Here is a 20,438-nt window from a genome sequence, read left to right on the forward strand (position 1 = left end):
CACTAGTGCAATTGGAGTTCGCCATGGCCGCGCCGCAAGAATCCCCGGACCAGGGCGCCTACGTCCCCACCCCGCGCACCGTCCCCACCCGCTCCCGCGACCGCGCCTCCTACGACCGGGAGACCGTGCACGCGATCCTCGACGAAGGCACCGTCTGCCACCTCGGCTTCGTGCGCGACGGCGCCCCGGTCGTCCTGCCGACCCTGTACACCCGGATCGGCGAGCACCTCTACGTCCACGGCTCGACGGGGTCCCGCCCGCTCCACTCCGCCCGGGGCGAGGCCGGACTGCCGGTCTGCGTGACCGTCACCCACCTCGACGCCCTGGTGCTGGCCAGGTCCGCCTTCCACCACTCGCTCAACTACCGCTCGGTGGTGGCCCACGGCACCGCCCACCAGGTGACCGACCCGGCCGAGAAGGCCGCCGCCCTGGACGCGCTGGTCGACCAGGTCGTGCCGGGCCGCTCAGCCGACTGCCGCCCCGCCGACGCCAAGGAACTGGCCGCCACGGCCGTGCTCCGCCTCGAACTGGCCGAAGTCTCCGCCAAGTCCCGCACCGGCGAGCCCAACGACGAACCGGAGGACCTGGCGCTGCCCTACTGGTCCGGGCTGGTCCCCGTCGAGACCCGGTACGGGACCCCGGCCCCCGCCGCCGACCTCGGCGCGGACGTCCCGCTGCCCGGGTACCTCGCTCCCGCGAGCTGACCGGAGCCAGGGGCGGCGCCCGGCGGGGCACCGCCCCGGCCGCGTCAGCCGGCCGTCCCGGCGGCCGGGCGCCGGGCGGCGGAGGCGCCGCGCGTCTCGGCCACCGCGAGGCCGACCACGGCGACCAGCATGAGGAGCGTCCCGAGCACCGTCGGCACCGTCAGTTCCTCGCCGAGCAGGAGCACCGCGATGGCGGCGGCGCTGACCGGCTCCAGCAGCATGATCACGGAGACGGTCGCCGAGCGGACCACGGCCGCCCCGGCGAAGTACAGGGCGTAGGCGAGGGCGCTCGGCACGGCGGCGACGTACACCAGGAGCCAGACCACGCGGACCGGGTCGGCGCTCTGCGGCACCAGCCCCTCCAGCAGGCCGAACGGCAGGAGGAGCAGGGCGCCGACGGCGAAGGCCCAGGTGGTGGTGGAGAGCGGATCGCCGTCCCCGTCCCGGCCCCAGAAGCGCGTCATCAGGGTGATGGAGGCGTACCCGGCGGCCGCGATCACGCCGAGCGCGATCCCCCACGGCCGGACCGTCGCCCCCTCCCCGCCGAGGACGAGCACGGCCAGCCCGAGCAGCGCGCCGCCCACGGCGAGGAGGCCGCCGAGCCCCAGCCGCTCCCCCAGCAGCAGCCGGGCGCCGAGCGCGATCAGCACGGGCCCCGAACCGAGGGTCACCACGGTGCCGACCGCGAGCCCGGTCTCCTGCACCGCGGCGAAGTAGGCGGTCTGGAAGACCGTCAGGCCGATCCCGGTGGCGAGGACCCGGCGGACCTTGCGTCGCAGCGGTTCGGCGGGCCGCGGCGCGCGCCGTCCGCGCCGCAGGGCGTGCACGCCGAGGAGCAGGGCGAGCCCGCCGACGTAGCGCCAGAAGGAGAGGGAGACGGGGCCGATGTCGCTGGCGCGGTAGAGCAGGGAGGCGGCGGCGCCCGCCGTTCCCCAGGCCGCACCGGCGACGACCAGGTAGAAGAGGCCGCGGCCCACGGGCAGGGCGACGGCAGAGGGGTGGGACATGGTGTTCTCCGCAGGTGGTGTGAAGCGAACGGTTCACGTCTGCGGGCAGCACTCGCCGCCCCGGCGGCCGGCCGGGTCACGACGCGCGGGGGCCCGCCTCAGGCGGCAGGCGGCGGAAGGACGAGTGCATGGGGCATGGACCGCACTCTAGGCAGGGTCGCGGGCCCCGGACAACTCCTCACCGGCCGTCCGCTTCCCGGCCGGAGCCGACCCTGCGACCGGCCCCGCCGAGGGAGCCGCCGGGGTGGAGGACTGGGCGATGAACGCGCCGAGCAGGACCACCACGCCCCCGGCGATCTGCGGCAGCGAGAGATGCTCACCGAGCAGCACCCAGGCGAGCACGGTGGCCACCACCGCCTCCAGACACGCCACGACCCCGGCGACGGCGGGCGACAGCCGGCGCACCGACACCACCCCGGTCACGTAGGCGAGGGCGGTGGCGAGCAGCACGATCCAGCCGAGCAGCAGGAAGGCCGCGACCGGCGTCCCGTCCATCCGCGCCGTCCCGGCGAGCAGGCTCCACTCCATCGACCAGGGCCGGGCGATCACGGTGAGCACCGCGGTCCCCACGAGCAGCCCGTACGCGATGACGCCGAGCGGATGCGGTGCCTCGTCCCCGGCGTCGCCGCCCTGGTCGGAGAGGACGAAGTAGCCGACCTGGCAGCAGGCCGCGCCGAGCGCCAGCAGGAGCCCGACCACGTCGAAGCGGAGCCCGGCCCACACCTCGACCACACAGGCGAGCCCGCCGACGGCGAGCACCACCCCGAAGGCGGCGGCCCGGGTCACCGGACGCCGCTGCACGAACCGCACCCAGCCGAGGACCAGCGCCGGCGCCAGGTACTCGACCAGCAGCGCGACGCCGACCGGAATCCGGGAGATCGCGGCGAAGTAGCACGCCTGGACGCCCGCCACGGCCAGCAGGCCGAAGCCGAGCAGCAACGCCGGTCGCCTGCGCGGCAGATCGCGGTGGATCCAGGCGAGCGGCAGCATGACCACGGCCGCGCCGGCCGCCCGCAGCCAGACGACGTGGAGCGGGTCGAGCCCGGCCTCGATGAGCGGCTTGGCGGCGACACCGGAGCCGCCGAAGGCGAGGGCGGAGACGAGCGCGAGGCCGAGCCCCGCGCCGCGCCCGCCGAACGGCCGACGGGAGGTCACAGGGGTGTGGGCCGCGGATGCGGGGGAAGCGGAGGAGGCTGACACGGGCACATCATGACAGCAGAGATCAGGGGCGTCACCCCGTGGTGCTCCTTACCGTCAGGAGCCCGGGCGGTCCTTCGGCGCGCCGAGTTCCCGGCGCAGCGCCGACACGTCGATCGGCCCGGCCTGCTCGCCGACGCGAGGGACCGGGTCCCCAAGCGGAGGCACCGGCTCCGTGCCGAGACGGCGGCGCAGCAGCTCCCGGTCGACCCCGGCCCGCTCCATGACCTCGACGGCCCGGCACTCGGGGTCGGCGACCAGCCCGGCCAGCAGATCGGGGCCCGCCGGCCGGTCGCCCCGGCCGTCCGCCCGCTTCCGGGCGGCCTCCAGCGCCTCGGCCGCCGCCGGCGACCAGCCGTCGGACCGGGCCATCGGCACCGCGCCGGAGTCCTCGACGGAACCGTGCCACTTGAGCCCGTAACCGATGTTCCGCTGGACCAGCAGGCCGAGGAGCTTCACCAGTTGTTCGCCGCCCTGCTCGCAGGCGTCGACGGCCTCGCGGCTGGCGGGGTCGTGCTCCAGCAGGGCGTGGAGCAGGTGCGCGGTGTCGGCCTGGCCGTCGCCGTCCCGCTGGGCACGGCGGCGCGCGCCCGCCAGGGCGTTGGCCAGCTCGGGCCGCGGGGAACCGTCGGCCGGGACGGGTCCGGGGTCCGATGTGTGGAGAGGGCGGTACACACCCACCACCTCACCATTCGGGCGCTTCGTCCACATCCCCGGGGGGACGCATTCGCGCGTCCGACACAGGGTGGGCACGACGCGGCCGCCCCTCCTCCCTGCGGAGGAGGGGCGGCCCGGCGCGGACGGGAGGCGTGCGGGTCGTTCCGCACGCCCCCGGGGCACGCCGCGGGGTCAGTCCTGGTCGGCGAGGATCAGGTAGAGCCGCTTGCGGGCGTCGTTGACGACGGCGAGCGCCTTCTCCTGCTGCTCCTTGGTGCCGGTCTTCCAGACCTGGCCGAACGCCTCCATCAGCCCGGCCCCGGCCTGGCGGATCTCGTTGACGCTCTCCCAGTCGACACCCCGGCCGACCTCTTCCCAGGGGGCGTCCGGCCCCGCCTCGGCGGCGGTCCGGCCCTCCTCGGTGAGCGCGAACAGCTTCTTGCCGCCGCTGCTCTCACTGGCGATGAGGCCCTCGTCCTCCAGCAGCTGGAGGGTCGGGTACACCGATCCGGGGCTGGGCTTCCAGGCACCGCCACTGCGTTCGGCGATCTCCTGGATCATCTCGTAGCCGTGCATCGGCCGGTCGGCCAGCAGCGCCAGGATCGAGGCGCGCACGTCACCGCGCCGCGCCCTCCCCCGGCCGCCGCCACGCCCGCGCCCGCCCCAGGGCCCACCGGGCCCGAAGCCGGGCCCGAACGGCCCGAAGGCCATACGCCGCCGGTCGTCACCGTCCGGCCCACGCCGGCCCCCACCCCAACGCTCGAACCCCTCAGGGCCGCGCCCTCCGTGGTGGGAGCCGAACTGCCGCCCGTGCCCCAGTCCGTGCTCATGCTCGTGTTCGTGTCCGTGGATACGCATCGCAACGCTCCTTCCGTTCGTAATCGGTCGCGATGCCTCAACGATATATCGGAACTGTTCTTACGGCAAGGCTCTGGTTTGCGTCTCCCCGAGGCGACGTCTGATGGACCATGGAGCGCGGGGGCGAGGAGCGCCCCCGCAGCGGGTACGTCCAGGGGCCAGGCCCCGGCCCCTGGGGCCGCCGCCCAGCCGGTTCGCTAGCTCTCGGCCGCCCGGCCGACGGCGCACAGCCGCACCCGGTGCCGCTCAAGATCGACCTCGGTGACCTTCACCGTGATCGGCTCACCCTCGGCGACCAGCCGGCCCGGCGTGGCGGACGGCCCGCCACCCGGTTCGGAGAGGTGCAGGAGCCCCACGACGTCCGGAGCGAGCCGCACGAGCACGCCGAAAGGAAGGATCCTGACGACCGTCCCGGTGAGGACCAAGCCGGCCTGGTCGGCGAACCGGATGAGCGGATCCTCCTGCAGCGCCTTCAAGGACAGCGCGATCTGCCCGCTGCGCGTCTCCGCGGTGATCACCTCGGCGGTGATCCGCCGGCCGGCCTCGACCGCCTGGGACGGGTGCTCGATCCAGCCCCAGGTCAGGTCCGGCACCCGGACGAAGCCGGTGCACATCCCCTCCGGCTCACCGTCGACATGGACGAAGACCCCGAAGCCGTGCACCCCGGCAACAGTCCCGGTGACCACCTGCCCCGGTGCGCACCCGAGCAGGAAAGCCCGTAGCGCCGGGTTCTCGCACGCCCTGGCGGAGAAGTGCGGCTGCCCGCCGCGCCACCGCCCGGTCTCCTCGGCCTCGATCTCCTGACCGACCGTGAACAGCTCGGACGGGTGCCCCACCCGGCGCATCGACACGTCGTGCAGCGGAATCCGCCCGGTCTCCGACGCCCCTTCCCCGGCGTCCACCACCCGCACCAGGACGTCCGCCCCGTCGAACCCGACGACCCTCACCGTCCGCACGGCTCCCGGCAGGAGCCGGCCCCTCAGGGACTCCAGCCGAGGATCGGGCGCGGACGCGGTCACGAAGCCGAGCCTAGTACGCGCCCCCGTGCCGTCGAGCGACGCCCGAGAGCCTCAGACCTCGCCGAGAAACCCGGGATCGACCGCCCCCGTCCGCCGCGCGAAATCCCCTGAGAGGGCGAGAACCTCACGCATCGGCACAGGCCGCCTGCTTGTCGCCGCCCCCGGCCGCCCCCCTACCGTGAGCCGATGGCATCGATCAAGCCCAGCCCCCACCTCAGCCAGGGCCCCCGCGTGGCCCTGCGTCACCTCCGCCGGCGGGACTACGCCGAGATCGCCGCCCTCACCCGCGAGAGCGCCGAGCTGCACCGGCCCTGGCTGGGCGTCCAGGAGCCGACGGTGGAGGCGTTCGAGCGCCGCCTGGAGCGGTTCGGGCGGCCGGCGCACGAGGGGTTCGTGATCTGCCTGCCAGAGAGCGGGGCGATCGTGGGCGGAGTCAACGTCAACGACATCCTCCGCGGCAGCCGGCAGTGCGGCACCCTAGGCTTCACCGCGTACGCGGCGACGACCGGCCGGGGCTACCTCACCGAAGGGCTGGGCCTCGTGATCCGGTACGCCTTCGGTCCCCTGGGCCTGCACCGGCTGGAGGCGAACATCCAGCCCGGCAACACCCGCTCGCTCTCCCTCGTCCAACGGCTGGGGTTCCGGTACGAGGGGTTCTCGCCCGCCTTCCAGGTGATCGACGGGGAGTGGCGGGACCACGAACGCTGGGCCCTGGTCTCCGGGAATGTACGACCCACGGTCCCCGAGGGCGGCGCGGCCGGGCGCCGGTGAGCGCCGGAAGCCGTGCCGGGCGCGGCGAAAGCAGGTCCACCGACCCGCGATTGGCCTTTGCCGCCGTTGGCCGGGGGGCGGCACGCTCGCCCCATGCGCCTGCGAATCATCGATGCCTTCACCGACCGCCCCTTCTCCGGGAACCCGGCCGGGGTCATGCTGCTCGACGCCTTTCCCGACGACCAACGGCTCCAGCGGATCGCCGCCGAGGTGAACCTCTCCGAGACCGCCTTCGCCCATCCGCTGGAGCCGGGCGGCGAGGCCGACTGGGCGTTGCGCTGGTTCACCCCGCTCCGCGAGGTGGACCTGTGCGGCCACGCCACCCTCGCCACCGCCCACGCGCTCACCTCCGACGGGCGGGTCGCCCCGGGCGGGGGCCCGCTGCGCTTCGCCACCCGCAGCGGTGTCCTCACCGCGGTGCCCAACGCCGACGGCGGGCACACGCTGGACTTCCCCACCGCCCCGCTGACCGAGGAGCCCCTGCCCGAGGGACTCGCCGAGGCCCTGGGCGCCGTGCCGCTCAGCGTCCACGACACCGGCCCGCACTGCGGCGACCTGCTGCTGGAGCTCCCCGACGAGAAGACCGTCCGGGAGCTGGAGCCCGACCACCGCGCCCTCGTCCGCCACAGCCGGCGCGGCATCATCGCCACCGCCCTGGCCGACGATCCGGCCGCCGGCTACGACTTCGTCTCGCGCGGCTTCTTCCCGCAGGTGGGCATCGACGAGGACCCGGTCACCGGCAGCGCCCACACCGCCCTCGCCCCGTACTGGACGGCCCGCCTGGGCCGCGACCGGCTGACCGGGTTCCAGGGCGGGGCGCGGACCGGCATCGTCCGTACCGAAGTGCGCGGCGACCGGACGCTGCTGACCGGCGACGCGGTCACCGTCCTCGACGGCGAACTGCTGGTGTGAGCGACCGGGCCCGGCTGCCGGCGGCCGCTCAGGCCGTCGGCAGCCAGCCGACCTTCCCCGCCAGCAGCGCGTACCCGACGAAGGCGCCGATGTCGAGGAGGGTGTGGGCGACCACCAGCGGCCCGACACGGCGCCAGCGCTGGTAGAGGAAGGCGAAGACGACGCCCATCACCAGGTTGCCGATGAAGCCGCCGATGCCCTGGTAGAGGTGGTACGAGCCGCGCAGCACCGAGCTGGCCAGCAGGGCGGCGACCGGACTCCAGCCGAGCTGTTCGAGCCGGCGCAGCAGGTAGCCGACCACGATCACCTCCTCCAGGACCGAGTTCTCGGCCGCCGAGAGGATCAGCACGGGGAACTTCCACCACTCGCCGGGCAGCGACTCCGGAACGACGGTGAGATTCATGCCGACGGCGCGCGAGACGAGGTAGAAGGCGAGTCCCGCGCTGCCGATGCAGGCCGCCAGAGCCGTGCCCCGGGTCAGGTCGAAGCGCGGCCGGGTGAGGTCGAAGCCGATCGAACGGGCTCCGGCGCCCTCCCGCGTGAGCAGGTGGAGGACGAGCAGCACGGGCACCAGGGCGGTCGCGATGCCGAAGAGCTGCCAGGCCAGATCCAGCCACGGACGCCCCGGCGCCGCCGAGGAGTTGAGATTGGCCGCCTGGTCCTTCAGTCCGCCCGGCCGGGTGACCGAGCCGACGAAACTGATCAGGGAGGAGACGGCGCTCGCCCCCAGCGACAGCGCCAGCACGATCAGCGTTTCGTCCCGGAACACCCGTCGTGAGGGATCTTCCCCCCGTAGAGAACCAGCCACCAGCCCTGCCTCCGTCCGCACTCTGCCTCCAGTTGTGCAATCCCGGCCCATCCGCCCGCACACCCCGCTAGGGTCTCGAAAACAGATCCGAAGATCGTGCGCGACAGGCCGAGGGGGACGGGCGCCGTCGACGGCGCGCCTGTCCCCCTCTCCTTGCTTCATCGCTCAAGGAGGGGCACCACCGCAATGGGACGTCACAGCTTGCCCGATGAGTACGGGGCCGCTGCGCCCGACCCTCGCCCCCGGGCCCGGGGCCGCACCGTCGCCATCGCCACGGTCCTCGTCCTCGCGGTCGCCGCGGGCACCGCGGTGGCCGGACGCAACGGCCTGCTGCCGCTCGGCGGCTCCTGCACGGACGAGGCGGTACGCGTCGACGTGGTGGCCGCGCCGGACATCGCCCCGGCGCTCAGACAGGCGGCCACCCACATCCGCGACAAGGAGGTGACCTCGGACGGCCACTGCATGGACGTCCGGGTCACGCCGCGCGACGCCTACCAGGTGGCCGACGCCCTGCGGGCGGGCAAGGGCGGCGAGTACGAGGTGTGGGTGCCCGACTCCGCCCTCTGGCTGGACAGAGCGGGCTCCGACAGCGACAGCACCCCCGTCACGCCCACCGGCAACCTCGCGGCCACGCCGGTGGGCGTCGCCATGCTGCCGAGCGCCGCCCGCTCGCTGGGGTGGCCGTCGAAGACGTACAGCTGGGCCGAGCTGACCGCGGCGGCCACCTCGGGCGAGAAGCTCCGCCTGGGCACGGCCGACCCGGCCCGCAGCGCCCCCGGCCTGCTCGCCCTCACCATGGTCGGCGCCTCCGCCGCCGAGGCGGGCGACAAGGACAACACCCAGGTGGCCGAGGCCGCGAAGATCCTCGCCTCGCGCATGTCGGACAGCGACGGCCAGGTCCTGGACACTCTGGCCCGCGACGACTCCGGCACCGAGCAGGGCAACCCGCGCCGCAACCAGGCGCTGATCCTCACCGAGCAGGCCGCCCACCGGCACAACGCCGGCACCGAGGAAGAGGAGGGGCTCGACCTCTTCTACCCGAAGGACGGCACGCCGCTGCTCGACTACCCCTTCACCCTGGTCGACGAGCGCGGGCAGACCACCGACGAGAGCCGGGCGGCGGTCCGCTTCATGACCTTCTTCGGCGAGCCGGAGGGCCGCCGGGTCCTCGCCCGGCACGGCTTCCGCCCGGAGTCCGGCGGCGCCGACGAGGCCGTCGTCACCGCGGCGGGCGGACGCACCCCGCAGCCGTACGAGCAGGAGGAGTTCGAGCCGCCGGCCCCGGAGGCGGTGCAGGAGACGCTCGGCATGTGGACCATCACGGTGCAGAGCGCCCGGCTGACCACGGTGGTCGACGCCTCCGGCTCGATGGCGCAGCCGGTGCCGGGCCGCGACCAGTCGCGGATGGACGTCACCAAGGCGTCGCTGATCCAGGCGCTCTCCCAGTTCACCCCGGACGACGAGATCGGCCTGTGGGAGTTCGCCACCCACCTCGACGGCGACAAGGACTTCCGCAAGCTGGTCGAGACCCGCCGCCTCGGCGACCGGGACGAGAAGGGCAAGGCGCACCGCGAGAAGCTGACCGCCGCCTTCGGCGACCTCACCCCCGTCCCGGACGGCGCGACGGGGCTCTACGACACGACTCTCGCCGCCTACCGGGCGGCGCAGGACAGCTACGTCAGCGGGAAGTTCAACGCCCTGGTGATCCTCACCGACGGGGTCAACGAGGACCCGGGGTCGATCTCCCGCAGCTCCCTCGTCGCCGAGCTGGAGGGGCTGCGCGACCCGGACCGCCCCGTCCCGGTGATCGCCATCGCGGTCGGCCCGGCCGCCGACAAGGAGGAGGTCAAGGAGATCGCCGAGGCCACCGGCGGCTCCGGTCACCAGGTCAGCGACCCAGCGCAGATCCACGCCGTGATCCTCAAGGCGATCATGGAGGCGGGCAGCACCCTCTGACCGCCGCCACCTCCCGAGCCGTACGGCTCCCCCGCCCGGCCGGGCTCAGACCGGCCGGGCGGTCGCGTCGGTGACGCCGACCGGCCAGGTGTGCACCGGCTCCCCGGCGTGCATCAGGTCGCTGTAGCGGCGCACCATGGCGGCGAGCGCCGGACGCCGCTCCATCCCGCTCTCCCGCGCCCGGTGGTACGTGGCCGCCTGCCAGGCGGCGCCGTTGGTCCGCCGGCGGCAGCGGGCCTCGATGACGCCGAGGTAGCGGTCCCGGTCGGCCGGGTCGACGCCCCAGGCGTCCAGCCCGGCGGAGGCGAGCGGGAGCAGCTCCTCCAGGACGAGGGTGGCCGCGTCGGTCTCGGCGGTCCCGGTGTACTTGCCACGCCTGGGCCAGGTGAGGCGGGCGTCGATCCCGTACCGGCAGGCGGCGTCGAAGTTGGCCTCGGCCGCCTCGAAGGGGAGCTTCGTCCAGACCGGGGTGCGGCTCTCGGCCAGCGAGCGGACCAGCCCGTAGTAGAAGGCGGCGTTGGCGACCACGTCGACGACGGTGGGGCCGGCGGGCAGGACGCGGTTCTCGACGCGCAGGTGGGGCACACCGTCGGCGACGCCGTAGACCGGGCGGTTCCAGCGGTAGACGGTGCCGTTGTGCAGGACCATCTCGGCGAGGGAGGGGGCCTGGCCGGCGGCCAGGGCGGCCTCGGGGTCCTCCTCGGAGCAGATCGGCAGCAGCCCGGGGAAGTAGCGCAGGTTCTCCGCGAAGAGTTCGCGGGCACCGGAGATCCACCGCTCGCCGAACCAGGTGCGCGGGCGCACCCCCTGGACTTGGAGTTCCACCGGACGGGTGTCGATCGACTGGAGGAAGAGGGGCGCCCGCGACTCGCGCCACAGCTCCTTGCCGAAGAGGAACGGCGAGTTGGCCCCGATCGCGATCTGCACGGCGGCGACGGCCTGCGCGGCGTTCCACACGTCGGCGAAGCGGTCCGGGGTCACCTGGAGGTGGAGCTGCACGGAGGTGCAGGCGGCCTCGGGGGCGATCGACGAGGCGGTGTAGCGCAGCCGCTCGACCCCCTCGATGTCGAGCGGGAATTCCTCGCCCCGGGCGGCGACGATCTCGTCGTTGAGAAGGCGGTAGCGGTCGACGTCGGTGAGATTGGCGGAGACCAGATCATCACGGGTGAGGGTCGGCAGAATTCCGATCATGACGATCCCGGCGTCCAGCTCTCCGGCTTTACGGTCGGCATACCCGAGGCCGATCCGCAACTCCTCGGCCAGCCGGTCCAGTACGCGATCACCCAATCGGTGGGGGGCGATATTCACTTCGAGATTGAACATTCCCAGCTCGGTCTGGAAATCGCGGCTCGCGATCCGCTCCAGCACTTGCTGGTTCATCATTCGCGGCAGGCCGTCGGAGCCCGCGAGATTGAGTTCGATCTCCAGGCCCAGGAGGTTCTTCGGGCGGTCGAAGCGCTTCTCGTCCAGCATCCGCTCCAGCGCCCGCTGGCACTGCTGAAGTTTGCGCCGGAACGCATGCCGATCCGCCAGATCGAACGATCCCGCCTCGACCTTCTCGCCCATCGATGCCCTCCCCGGGGTACTGGTCCCCGGCTGCCGACCAGGGCTGGTCCACGGAAGATGATGCCCAGGCAATGCGATCCATAACGCCCCGCGGCGGCCCGCCGCGCGCTAGGCTCGATCCGGACCGAGGCACTGGGCACATTCACGCGGCAAGCCGCGGGCGAATGACCTCGCGCAGCACGGCACCTGTTCGGCCCTGATCCGTCGCTCACTCGGCCCCCGGAGGGCGGCGGGCGGGTGGTGAAATCGCCGACAGGAACAGGCCGACCGCCCACGGGATGAATATCCAGGTCACAGGCGTGCCGTCCCGAGAAAATCCGGATGAACCCCTCATTATGGCGACCGAATACCGCCTTGCCCGCAATTCCGAGCAACGGTAGGCGAAGCGCCGATGGAACACACGTCGTATAAACTCCGCGAACGAGGCAGTGAATTGGCGACCGCCAGGACCTGTCCGGCGGATCATCGCGGCCTCACGCACCGTTCTACCGGAGGGGGCCGACGGTCCCTGCCCCGCCCCTTCGCTCTGAGCTGACAGCGTCGTCCGCGCCTGCCCTGATGTCCCCTGCCTGCCCGACGAGAGGCGACCCACCATGCCGCTGCACTTCTTCCCGGCTCCCGCGCCCGCCGAGCGCAGCGTCCTCGCCGCCCTCGGTTCCCCGACGGCCGTCCGCGAGGCCCGCACCTCCGCGCTCCGCGCGGCGACCGGCCCGACCAGCCCGGAACTCCCGCTGCCGGTCCATGTCATGGACCGCGCCACCCTGGAGAGCGACTCGCCGACCCGGCTCGCCGGCTGGCGGTTCCTGATCCGCAGCGGCGAGCGGGCCGTGGCCGCCGCCGACACCCGCCTCACCCCGGACGGCTGGGCCTTCTCGCACTTCTTCGAAGGTCCGTACGTCACCGCCACCGAGGCGGCCCTGCGCCAGGCCGACGGCCTCGCCGCGCCGCACCAGCCGCGCCTGCTGTCGGTCCCGGGGCTGTACATGCTGACGCTCTGGCTGCACGGCGACCCGGCGGCCGACGCCGGCCGGGGCGGACCGCTCCCCACCGACCTGCTGGTCCCGATCGCCCCGGCCCCGCCCGGCATCGCCGCCCACCGGCCCTACCCGGCCTCCGAGCTGCTGCCGGTGCTGACCCGGCGCCTGACCCCCGGCCAGCTGCCGGGCCCGCTCCTGCCGGCCTGACCACCCGGGGCGCGGGGAGGCCGTACGCTCCCTCCTCGCGCCCGGGGCGCACCACCCCTCTTGTGGGCTAGCCCGATGTGACCAGTTCCAACCATCCGAATTGACAGGGCAGTTGACATGAACCGCCCGCACGGGTGACGCGTCCTCCCCCAGTGAGGAGCGCTGCCGCGAAATGCCTGCGGATTCGGCGCCACGGGGCAACACTGGGACGACCGATCAGACGGGGGCGGTCATGAAGAACACGTCGAGCAGGACAGCAACCACATCGCAGGGAAAGAACCCACCCATGTGCCAGCACCAGCCTCTCTGCCCCACCGCCGACTCCGCCGACCGGGAGGCCGCCCGCGTGGTGGCGCACCGCCCGGAACAGGGCTGGAGCCTGCTGTGCAACGGCGTCGTCCTCTTCGAGGACACCGGCGAGCTGCTGCCCGACGGGCAGATCGTCGCACCGCACCGGCCGCTGACCCCGGGCCGGGTGACCACGGCGGCGTGAGCGAGGGCGCGCGGCAGCCGCACACCGCGCGGGAGGAAACGGCAGGGCCGGCTCGGAGACGCCTCCGAACCGGCCCTCACGTGTCTGCGGCCTCCCCCGGGGGAAGGCCCGCGGATCAGTCCTCGTACGCGTCCAGCGGCGGGCAGGAGCAGACCAGGTTGCGGTCGCCGTACGCCTGGTCGATCCGGCGGACCGGCGGCCAGTACTTGTCGGCCGCGTGCACGCCGGCCGGGAAGACGGCCTCCTCGCGGCTGTAGGGGTGGTCCCAGTCGCCGGTGAGGGTGCGGGCGGTGTGCGGGGCGTTGCGCAGCGGGTTGTCCTCGGCGGGCCAGGCGCCGGTGGCCACCTGCTCGATCTCGCCGCGGATGGCGATCATCGCCTCGCAGAAGCGGTCGAGTTCGGCGAGGTTCTCGCTCTCGGTCGGCTCGATCATCAGCGTCCCGGCGACCGGGAACGACATGGTCGGCGCGTGGAAGCCGTAGTCGACCAGCCGCTTGGCGACGTCGTCGACGCTGACGCCGGTCGCCTTGGTGAGCGGGCGCAGGTCGATGATGCACTCGTGGGCGACGAGCCCGCCGGGGCCGGTGTAGAGCACCGGGAAGTGCGGCTCCAGCCGCTTGGCGATGTAGTTGGCGCCGAGAACCGCGACCTGGGTGGCGCGCTTGAGCCCCTCGCCGCCCATCAGCCGGACGTACGACCAGGAGATCGGGAGTATGCCCGCGGAGCCCCACGGGGCCGCCGAGACCGGGCCGACGCCGGTGGCGGGGCCCGCTGCGGGCTGGAGCGGGTGGTTGGGCAGGAAGGGCGCGAGGTGCTCGCGGACGCCGACCGGGCCGACGCCGGGGCCGCCGCCGCCGTGCGGGATGCAGAAGGTCTTGTGCAGGTTGAGGTGGGAGACGTCGCCGCCGAACCGGCCGGGCTTGGCGAGGCCGACCAGCGCGTTGAGGTTGGCGCCGTCGACGTAGACCTGGCCGCCGGCGTCGTGGACGGCGGCGCAGATGTCGGCGACGTGCTCCTCGAAGACACCGTGGGTCGACGGGTAGGTGATCATGAGCACGGCGAGCTGCTCGCGGTACTGCTCGATCTTGGCCCGAAGGTCCTCGATCTCGATCTCGCCGTCGTCGGAGGTCTTGACGACGACGACCTTCATCCCGGCCATGACGGCGCTGGCGGCGTTGGTGCCGTGGGCCGAGGAGGGGATCAGGCAGACGGTGCGGTCCAGGTCGCCGTTGGCCCGGTGGTAGCCGCGGACGGCGAGCAGCCCGGCCAGCTCGCCCTGCGAACCGGCGTTGGGCTGCAGCGAGACCTTGTCGTAGCCGGTGACCTCGGCGAGGCGCTCCTCCAGCTCGCGGATGAGCGTGAGGTAGCCCTGCGCCTGGTCGGCGGGGGCGAAGGGGTGCAGCGCGCCGAACTCCGGCCAGGTGACCGGCTCCATCTCGGTGGTCGCGTTCAGCTTCATCGTGCAGGAGCCGAGGGGGATCATGCCCCGGTCCAGCGCGTAGTCCCGGTCGGCCAGCCGCTTCAGGTAGCGGAGCATGGCGGTCTCGGAGCGGTACTGGTGGAAGACCGGGTGGGTCAGGTACGCGTCCTCGCGCAGCAGCGCCTCGGGCAGCGCGTCCGGGGCGGAGGCGTCCAGCTCCTCGATGTCGGCGCCGACGCCGAAGGCCTCCCAGACCGCGGCGAGCCGGGCGCGGGTGGTGGTCTCGTCGCAGGCGACGGAGAGGTGGTCGGCGTCGACCTGGCGGAGGTTAATGCCCCGCTCGCGGGCGGCGGAGGCGACCTGGGCGGCCCGGCCGGGCACCCGCGCCGTCACGGTGTCGAAGAAGGACTCCTCGGTGACCTCGACGCCGCCCTGGCGCAGCCCGGCGGCGAGCAGCGCGGCGAAGCGGTGGGTGCGCCCGGCGATGGCGCGCAGCCCCTCGGGCCCGTGGTAGACCGCGTACATGCCGGCCATCACGGCGAGCAGCACCTGCGCGGTGCAGATGTTGCTGGTGGCCTTCTCGCGGCGGATGTGCTGCTCACGGGTCTGCAGGGCGAGCCGGTACGCGCGGTCGCCGTCGGCGTCGACCGAGACGCCGACCAGGCGGCCGGGCAGGCTGCGGGCGAACTTCTCACGGACCGCCATGTATCCGGCGTGCGGGCCGCCGAAGCCCATCGGGACACCGAAGCGCTGGGTGGTGCCGACGGCGATGTCGGCGCCGAGCTGGCCGGGCGGGGTCAGCAGGGTCAGGGCGAGCAGGTCGGCGGCGACGGTGACGACGGCACCCAGCTCGTGGGCGGCGTCGATGACCGGCTTGAGGTCGCGGACGGCCCCGGAGGCGCCGGGGTACTGGAGCAGGACGCCGAAGACTCCTCGCTCGGCGACCTCGGCGGGGATGCCCTCGCTGAGGTCGGCGACGACCACCTCGACGCCGGTCGGCTCGGCGCGGGTCTCGATCACCGCGACGGTCTGCGGGAAGGCGTCGGCGTCGATGAGGAAGACACCCTGCTTGACCTTGCCGACCCGGCGCGAGAGCGCCATCGCCTCGGCGGCGGCGGTGCCCTCGTCCAGCAGCGAGGCGCCCGAGGTGGGCAGGCCGGTGAGGTCGGCGACCGTGGTCTGGAAGTTCAGCAGCGCCTCCAGCCGGCCCTGCGAGATCTCCGGCTGGTAGGGCGTGTACGCCGTGTACCAGGCCGGGTTCTCCATGACGTTCCGCAGGATGACCGGCGGGGTGAAGGTGCCGTAGTAGCCGAGGCCGATCATGGAGTCGACGACCTGGTTGCGGTCGGCGAGGCTGCGCAGTTCGGCGAGGACCTCCGCCTCGGAGCGGCCGTCGGGCAGGTCCAGCGCCTCGGCGCTCTTGATCACGTCGGGGACGGCGGCGGCGGTGAGTTCGTCCAGCGAGCCGTAGCCCACCTGAGCCAGCATCTTGGCGCGGTCACCGGCGTCGGGCCCGATGTGCCGCTGTTCGAACGGGACGCCCTGTTCGAGGCGGGAGAGCGGGGTGCGGTTGGCGGTCATGCGGAGGCCTCCTGGTCGACGCGACCTGCGTGGGACACCCGCCGCGGGTGCCCGTACGGCCTCCCCCTCTGTCATCCGGACCTGAGAGCTTCACCGGCGCGGACGCCGGTTTTCACCGTCGGTGAGGTCAGGGTGCGCACGGAGCGTCCGCCTCCCGCCCTGCTTTCCAGAGTGACCTCGTCCGTGCGGTACGGGGGCCTGAGAGATTCCGGGGAGGATTTGCTCCTTCGGCGCCTCCGCGGTGAACGCCGGAGGACTCTCCCGCACGGGGTCGACAGCCACAACCAGCCTATCAGCGGGAACCGCGCCGGGTCCGTTCGAGTGGCCGAGCGGCGGGATGTGCCCTTTCGTAGGAGGGACGCATGTGCTGCGATGCCCCTGGGAGGGTTCCGTGCAGAGCGATATCGATCCCCGCAGCCTGATCGGACGCAAGGCGTTCGACCGCCACGGCACCAAGGTGGGCACGGTCGACGAGGTCTATCTGGACGACGCCACCGGCGTCCCGGAGTGGGCCGCCGTACGCACCGGCCTGTTCAGCCGCGACGCCTTCGTCCCCCTGGAACCGAGCGAGCTGGTCGAAGGAGGGCTGCGCATCCCCTTCGAACGCGCCCTCATCCGCGAGGCCCCCGACTTCGGCGTGGGCCGCCACCTCTCCCCGGAGCAGGAACTCCAGCTCTACCACCACTACGGGCTGGACATCGGCGCCCCCGAACCGCCCCCCGACCGCGACTTCGGCCGCATCGCGGGCACCGAGGAGCCCTGACCGCCCCGCTCACCCTCGGCCGGCCCCGCCATCCTCCTCGACCAGGGGCAGCGGCGCCGACAGGCTCAACTCCGGGTCGTCCGTGCGGAAGGTACGCACCCGGCCCGGCGCCGAGGTCGGCGTCTCGAACCGCACGGTCACGCGTCCGACCCCGCTGCCCTGCACCCAGCCGGGCCCGTGGACGGCGTGGACGACATCGTGACCGGCGGGCCAGCGCCGCTCCTCCGGCGCGGCCGGTGCGCCCGGCTCCACCGCCTCGGCCGCGGGCCCCGGCGTCGCCTGCTCGTCCGCCTCCGCGGCAGCCTCCGCCTCCGCCGCCGCCCGCTCCCCCGCGGCCTGGGCGAACAGGTCCTCCTGCGTGTAGTCGGCGAGGCCGCTGACGCCCACGCCGAGGAGGCGGACCCCGCCGGTGGTGTCCACGCCCTCCAGGAGCCGCGCTGCGGCCTCCCGGACCACCGCGGGGTCGTCGGTGGGGCCGCGCAGGGTTTCCGAGCGGGTCAGCGTCGAGAAGTCGTACCGGCGGACCTTGAGGACCACCGTGCGCCCGGAGCGGCCCGCCTCGCGCAGCCGGCGGGTGCACCGCTCCGCCAGCCGCGCCACCTCGCCGCGCACCCGGACCCGGTCGTGGATGTCGAGGTCGTAGGTGTCCTCCACGGAGACGGACTTGCCCTCCCGCTCGGAGACCACGGGCCGCTCGTCGAGGGCGAGAGCCATGGCGTACAGCCCGGTGCCGTGCGCCCGGCCGAGCAGCCGGACCAGCTCGTCCTGGCCGGCCTCGGCGATCTCGTCGACGGTGGTGATGCCCGCGCGGCGCAGATGGTCACCGGTGGCCGGGCCAACGCCGGGCAGCACCCGGACCGGGAGTGGCGCCAGCAGTTCGCGCTCCGTGCCCGGCTCGATGAGGACCAGCCCGTCGGGCTTGGCCCGCTCCGAGCCGATCTTGGCGAGCATCTTCGACACGGCGAGCCCGACCGACCCGCTCAGCCCCGTGACTCTTCTGATGTCCGCCCGCAGCCGCTCCCCCACCTCGCGGGCCGAAGCACTGTCGAAGGCGGCCCCGCCCGCCTCCAGGTCGACGAAGGCCTCGTCCAGGCTGAGCGGCTCCACCAGCGGCGAGAGTGCCCTCAGCAGTCCCATGACCTGGTTGCTGACGTCGCGGTAGAGGGTGAAGCGGGGGGTGAGGTACGCGGCGTGCGGGGCGAGCCGGCGCGCCTGCGCGGTGGGCATCGCCGAGTGGACCCCGAACCGCCGCGCCTCGTAGGAGGCGGTCGCCACCACTCCGCGCGGCCCGAGCCCGCCGACCACCACCGCCTTTCCGCGCAGGCTCGGCTTGGCGGCCTGCTCCGCCGAGGCGTAGAAGGCATCCATGTCGAGATGGAGGATCGTGGGCGCGGATCTCACGTGGTCGATGCTGCCCTACGCCACCGACAACGACGGCCGGACGGCCCGGGGGCCGGTTCAGACCGCCCGGTTGCGCCGCCGGGCCAGCTCGTCGGCGGGGTGGTGGCGCACCACCGTCTCCCCGGTCTCCACCCGCTCCCCGTGGAGCTGGGCGAGGGCCCTCTCCACGTCCGACCAGACGACGCCCACGGCGATGCCGAAGATGCCCTGGCCGCCCTGGAGGAGGTCGACCACCTCGTCGGGCGAGGTGCACTCGTAGACTGTGGCGCCGTCGCTCATCAGCGTCATCCGCTCCAAGTCGCGGAAGCCGCCGTCCCGCAGGTGCTGGACGGTGGTGCGGATGTTCTGGAGGGAGACCCCGGTGTCGAGGAACCGCTTGACGATCTTGAGGACGACCACGTCGCGGAAGCTGTAGAGCCGCTGTGCCGCGCCCCCGTGCGGCGGCCGGACGCTCGGCTCGACCAGTCCGGTACGGGCCCAGTAGTCCAGTTGGCGGTAGGTGATCCCGGCCGCGGCACAGGCGGTGGGACCCCGGTATCCGATGTCGTCCCCGGCCTTCTCCACGCCGTCGGCGACGGCCTCGACCGGCCGCGCCTGCCGTGCCGCCGACCTGCCGTGAAGCGGGTACGGACCGCGCTCGCGGGGGCTGAGCCCCGGAGCACCCCCCGTCGTACCGTCGCCGCTGATGCTCACGCCGACCCTCCGTCCTTGACCTGCTTGTCGACGGTAGGCAGTCACCCGGGGTGCGTCAACGATCGCCGCGCTCGCCACGCCGGGTGATATTCCCCCCAAGGGTGGTTTACCGTGTCCCGTTTCCGGGAAAGGCCGTCGATCGGCCCTAGGAGTCGGCCGATCGCTACTGGCTGTTGTTGGTGCCGAAGTCCTCCGGCGAGATCTGGTCGAGGAACTCGCGGAACTTCTCCACCTCGTCCTCCTGCTCGTCGGGGATGGCGATCCCCGCGTCGTCGAGCACCCCGTCACTGCCGTAGATCGGCGTGCCGGTGCGCAGCGCGAGGGCTATGGCGTCGGACGGGCGGGCACTCACCTCGACCCCGCTGGCGAAGACCAGCTCCGCGTAGAAGACGCCTTCCCGCAGGTCGGTGATGCGCACTTCGGTCAGCTCCTGCCCCACGGCCTCCAGGACGTCCTTGAAGAGGTCGTGCGTCAGCGGCCTGGCAGGGGTCATGCCCTGCTGGGCAAACGCGATGGCGGTCGCCTCACCCGGTCCGATCCAGATGGGGAGGTAGCGGTCGCCTCCCACTTCGCGCAGGAGCACGATCGGCTGGTTGGAGGGCATTTCGACCCGGACACCTACGACGTCGAGCTCGTTCACACAGCAACCCTAGGACGTGCCCGACGGGTTTGGGTAGTCGGGCTCCGGCTGGATCGGTCCGGATCAGGGCAGGCGTACCCCGAGAGCGCTCTGGAAGAGCGCCGAATGCAGGCTCGTGGTGAGCTCGGCCAGCTCCTTGGTCCGCTCCTGGGCATGGGCCCTGGTCTGCGGATTCCGGTGCAGGCGCAGGGGCGCGACGATCTGCTCGACCAGGGATGCCTCCCGGTCGGCGGCGGCTTTCATGGCCCGCAGGTGCCGCGGCTCGATTCCCGAGCGGCCCAGTTCGGCCACCAGAGCGGCGACGCGCACCGCCCGGGCGTCGTAGTCCCCCTCGGGCAGCGGGCCGATCAGCCCGTACGACTCCCATTCGGCGAGTTCCTCCTCGCCGACCTCGGCGGCGGCCAGGAGCTCCGCCCGGCCGACGCGGCGGACGGTGGGGGCGCCGGGGTCGGTCTCCTGGGCCTCGCGCTGCCGGCCGACGCCGGGGAGCGGGTACTCCTCGCCGCGCTCGACGGCGTCGAGGTGCTCCTTGATGACCTTGAGGGGGAGGTAGTGGTCGCGCTGCATACGCAGGACCTGGGCGAGCCGCTCGATGTCCTGCGGGCTGAACTTGCGGTACCCCGAGGGGGTGCGCTGCGGCTCGACGAGCCCCTCGGACTCCAGGAAACGGATCTTGGAGATGGTCACTTCGGGGAATTCGTCACGGAGCGTGCTGAGCACCGTGCCGATACTCACCGGCCGACTGTCCGCGGCGGCGGTGCCGTTTCCGGCACCGCCCCTCGCTGATTGACGCATAGACCTTCCTGAC

19 protein-coding genes and 1 riboswitch are annotated in these 20,438 nt (G+C 73.2%); of the genes, 7 read left to right on the forward strand and 12 right to left on the reverse strand.

Going from position 1 to position 20,438, the window contains the following annotated elements; genetic code table 11:
• Window positions 1–23: 23 nt before the first annotated feature.
• Entirely contained in the window at window positions 24–704 is a 681-nt protein-coding gene (locus IF45_RS0103260) for a pyridoxamine 5'-phosphate oxidase family protein (RefSeq protein ID WP_003946907.1), read from the forward strand.
• Between the two features lie 44 nt (window positions 705–748).
• On the opposite strand, the gene IF45_RS0103265 is transcribed toward IF45_RS0103260, so the two are convergent.
• The 5 genes from IF45_RS0103265 to IF45_RS0103285 all read right to left on the reverse strand — a co-directional run bounded on the left by IF45_RS0103265 (window position 749) and on the right by IF45_RS0103285 (window position 5,442).
• Entirely contained in the window at window positions 749–1,711 is a 963-nt protein-coding gene (locus tag IF45_RS0103265; protein ID WP_003946908.1) for a DMT family transporter, read from the reverse strand.
• A gap of 147 nt (window positions 1,712–1,858) precedes the next feature.
• Window positions 1,859–2,866 (reverse strand): EamA family transporter, encoded by a 1,008-nt coding sequence (locus IF45_RS0103270; RefSeq protein WP_003946909.1) that lies wholly within the window; start codon window positions 2,864–2,866, stop codon window positions 1,859–1,861.
• A 99-nt stretch (window positions 2,867–2,965) separates the two neighbouring features.
• The gene (locus tag IF45_RS0103275) at window positions 2,966–3,583 is read right to left on the reverse strand and encodes a Clp protease N-terminal domain-containing protein (protein ID WP_030305360.1); all 618 of its coding nucleotides are present in this window, start codon (window positions 3,581–3,583) and stop codon (window positions 2,966–2,968) included.
• A gap of 174 nt (window positions 3,584–3,757) precedes the next feature.
• A complete protein-coding gene (locus tag IF45_RS0103280; RefSeq protein ID WP_026235181.1) occupies window positions 3,758–4,423 on the reverse strand; it encodes a PadR family transcriptional regulator in 666 nt (221 codons plus the stop codon).
• A 197-nt stretch (window positions 4,424–4,620) separates the two neighbouring features.
• Window positions 4,621–5,442, reverse strand: a complete 822-nt coding sequence (locus tag IF45_RS0103285) for a S1 RNA-binding domain-containing protein (protein WP_242534395.1) — start codon at window positions 5,440–5,442, stop codon at window positions 4,621–4,623.
• A 186-nt stretch (window positions 5,443–5,628) separates the two neighbouring features.
• Here IF45_RS0103285 and IF45_RS0103290 point away from each other — a divergent pair, with 186 nt between their 5' ends.
• Together IF45_RS0103290 and IF45_RS0103295 are read left to right on the forward strand one after the other, a co-directional pair.
• Complete coding sequence (locus tag IF45_RS0103290; protein ID WP_030305364.1) at window positions 5,629–6,213, forward strand: GNAT family N-acetyltransferase; 585 nt, start codon at window positions 5,629–5,631, stop codon at window positions 6,211–6,213.
• Between the two features lie 93 nt (window positions 6,214–6,306).
• Window positions 6,307–7,125 carry a PhzF family phenazine biosynthesis protein gene (locus tag IF45_RS0103295; protein ID WP_030305366.1) on the forward strand — a complete coding sequence of 273 codons (819 nt, stop codon included), beginning with the start codon at window positions 6,307–6,309 and terminating at the stop codon, window positions 7,123–7,125.
• A 28-nt stretch (window positions 7,126–7,153) separates the two neighbouring features.
• Here IF45_RS0103295 and IF45_RS0103300 read toward each other — a convergent pair whose 3' ends face one another.
• Complete coding sequence (locus IF45_RS0103300; RefSeq protein WP_030305368.1) at window positions 7,154–7,954, reverse strand: CPBP family intramembrane glutamic endopeptidase; 801 nt, start codon at window positions 7,952–7,954, stop codon at window positions 7,154–7,156.
• A 165-nt stretch (window positions 7,955–8,119) separates the two neighbouring features.
• Here IF45_RS0103300 and IF45_RS0103305 point away from each other — a divergent pair, with 165 nt between their 5' ends.
• A complete protein-coding gene (locus tag IF45_RS0103305; protein ID WP_030305370.1) occupies window positions 8,120–9,889 on the forward strand; it encodes a substrate-binding and VWA domain-containing protein in 1,770 nt (589 codons plus the stop codon).
• Window positions 9,890–9,934: 45 nt separating this feature from the next.
• Here the strand turns inward: IF45_RS0103305 and IF45_RS0103310 are convergent, their stop codons facing one another.
• Entirely contained in the window at window positions 9,935–11,455 is a 1,521-nt protein-coding gene (locus IF45_RS0103310) for a glutamate-cysteine ligase family protein (protein ID WP_003946917.1), read from the reverse strand.
• 593 nt (window positions 11,456–12,048) lie between these two features.
• Here IF45_RS0103310 and IF45_RS0103315 point away from each other — a divergent pair.
• Together IF45_RS0103315 and IF45_RS0103320 are read left to right on the forward strand one after the other, a co-directional pair.
• Window positions 12,049–12,639: a hypothetical protein gene (locus IF45_RS0103315; RefSeq protein ID WP_003946918.1), complete on the forward strand. Its 591-nt coding sequence runs from the start codon at window positions 12,049–12,051 to the stop codon at window positions 12,637–12,639.
• A 286-nt stretch (window positions 12,640–12,925) separates the two neighbouring features.
• Entirely contained in the window at window positions 12,926–13,132 is a 207-nt protein-coding gene (locus tag IF45_RS0103320; RefSeq protein ID WP_003946919.1) for a DUF5999 family protein, read from the forward strand.
• Window positions 13,133–13,247: 115 nt separating this feature from the next.
• On the opposite strand, the gene gcvP is transcribed toward IF45_RS0103320, so the two are convergent.
• The gene (gcvP, locus tag IF45_RS0103325) at window positions 13,248–16,133 is read right to left on the reverse strand and encodes an aminomethyl-transferring glycine dehydrogenase (RefSeq protein WP_030305372.1); all 2,886 of its coding nucleotides are present in this window, start codon (window positions 16,131–16,133) and stop codon (window positions 13,248–13,250) included.
• Window positions 16,134–16,309: 176 nt separating this feature from the next.
• A riboswitch (glycine riboswitch) is annotated at window positions 16,310–16,407 on the reverse strand.
• Window positions 16,408–16,524: 117 nt separating this feature from the next.
• Here gcvP and IF45_RS0103330 point away from each other — a divergent pair.
• Entirely contained in the window at window positions 16,525–16,896 is a 372-nt protein-coding gene (locus IF45_RS0103330; RefSeq protein ID WP_015508198.1) for a PRC-barrel domain-containing protein, read from the forward strand.
• Between the two features lie 9 nt (window positions 16,897–16,905).
• Here the strand turns inward: IF45_RS0103330 and IF45_RS0103335 are convergent, their stop codons facing one another.
• The 4 genes from IF45_RS0103335 to ftsR form a co-directional block, all read right to left on the reverse strand.
• Window positions 16,906–18,297 carry a DNA polymerase IV gene (locus IF45_RS0103335; protein ID WP_078842835.1) on the reverse strand — a complete coding sequence of 464 codons (1,392 nt, stop codon included), beginning with the start codon at window positions 18,295–18,297 and terminating at the stop codon, window positions 16,906–16,908.
• Between the two features lie 57 nt (window positions 18,298–18,354).
• Complete coding sequence (locus IF45_RS0103340; protein ID WP_008417548.1) at window positions 18,355–18,990, reverse strand: MerR family transcriptional regulator; 636 nt, start codon at window positions 18,988–18,990, stop codon at window positions 18,355–18,357.
• A gap of 163 nt (window positions 18,991–19,153) precedes the next feature.
• Complete coding sequence (locus tag IF45_RS0103345) at window positions 19,154–19,630, reverse strand: bifunctional nuclease family protein (RefSeq protein ID WP_030305376.1); 477 nt, start codon at window positions 19,628–19,630, stop codon at window positions 19,154–19,156.
• 63 nt (window positions 19,631–19,693) lie between these two features.
• A complete protein-coding gene (ftsR, locus tag IF45_RS0103350) occupies window positions 19,694–20,425 on the reverse strand; it encodes a transcriptional regulator FtsR (protein WP_030305378.1) in 732 nt (243 codons plus the stop codon).
• Window positions 20,426–20,438 lie beyond the last annotated feature (13 nt).

It is taken from the genome of Streptomyces albidoflavus (assembly GCF_000719955.1).
Taxonomy (GTDB): domain Bacteria; phylum Actinomycetota; class Actinomycetes; order Streptomycetales; family Streptomycetaceae; genus Streptomyces; species Streptomyces albidoflavus.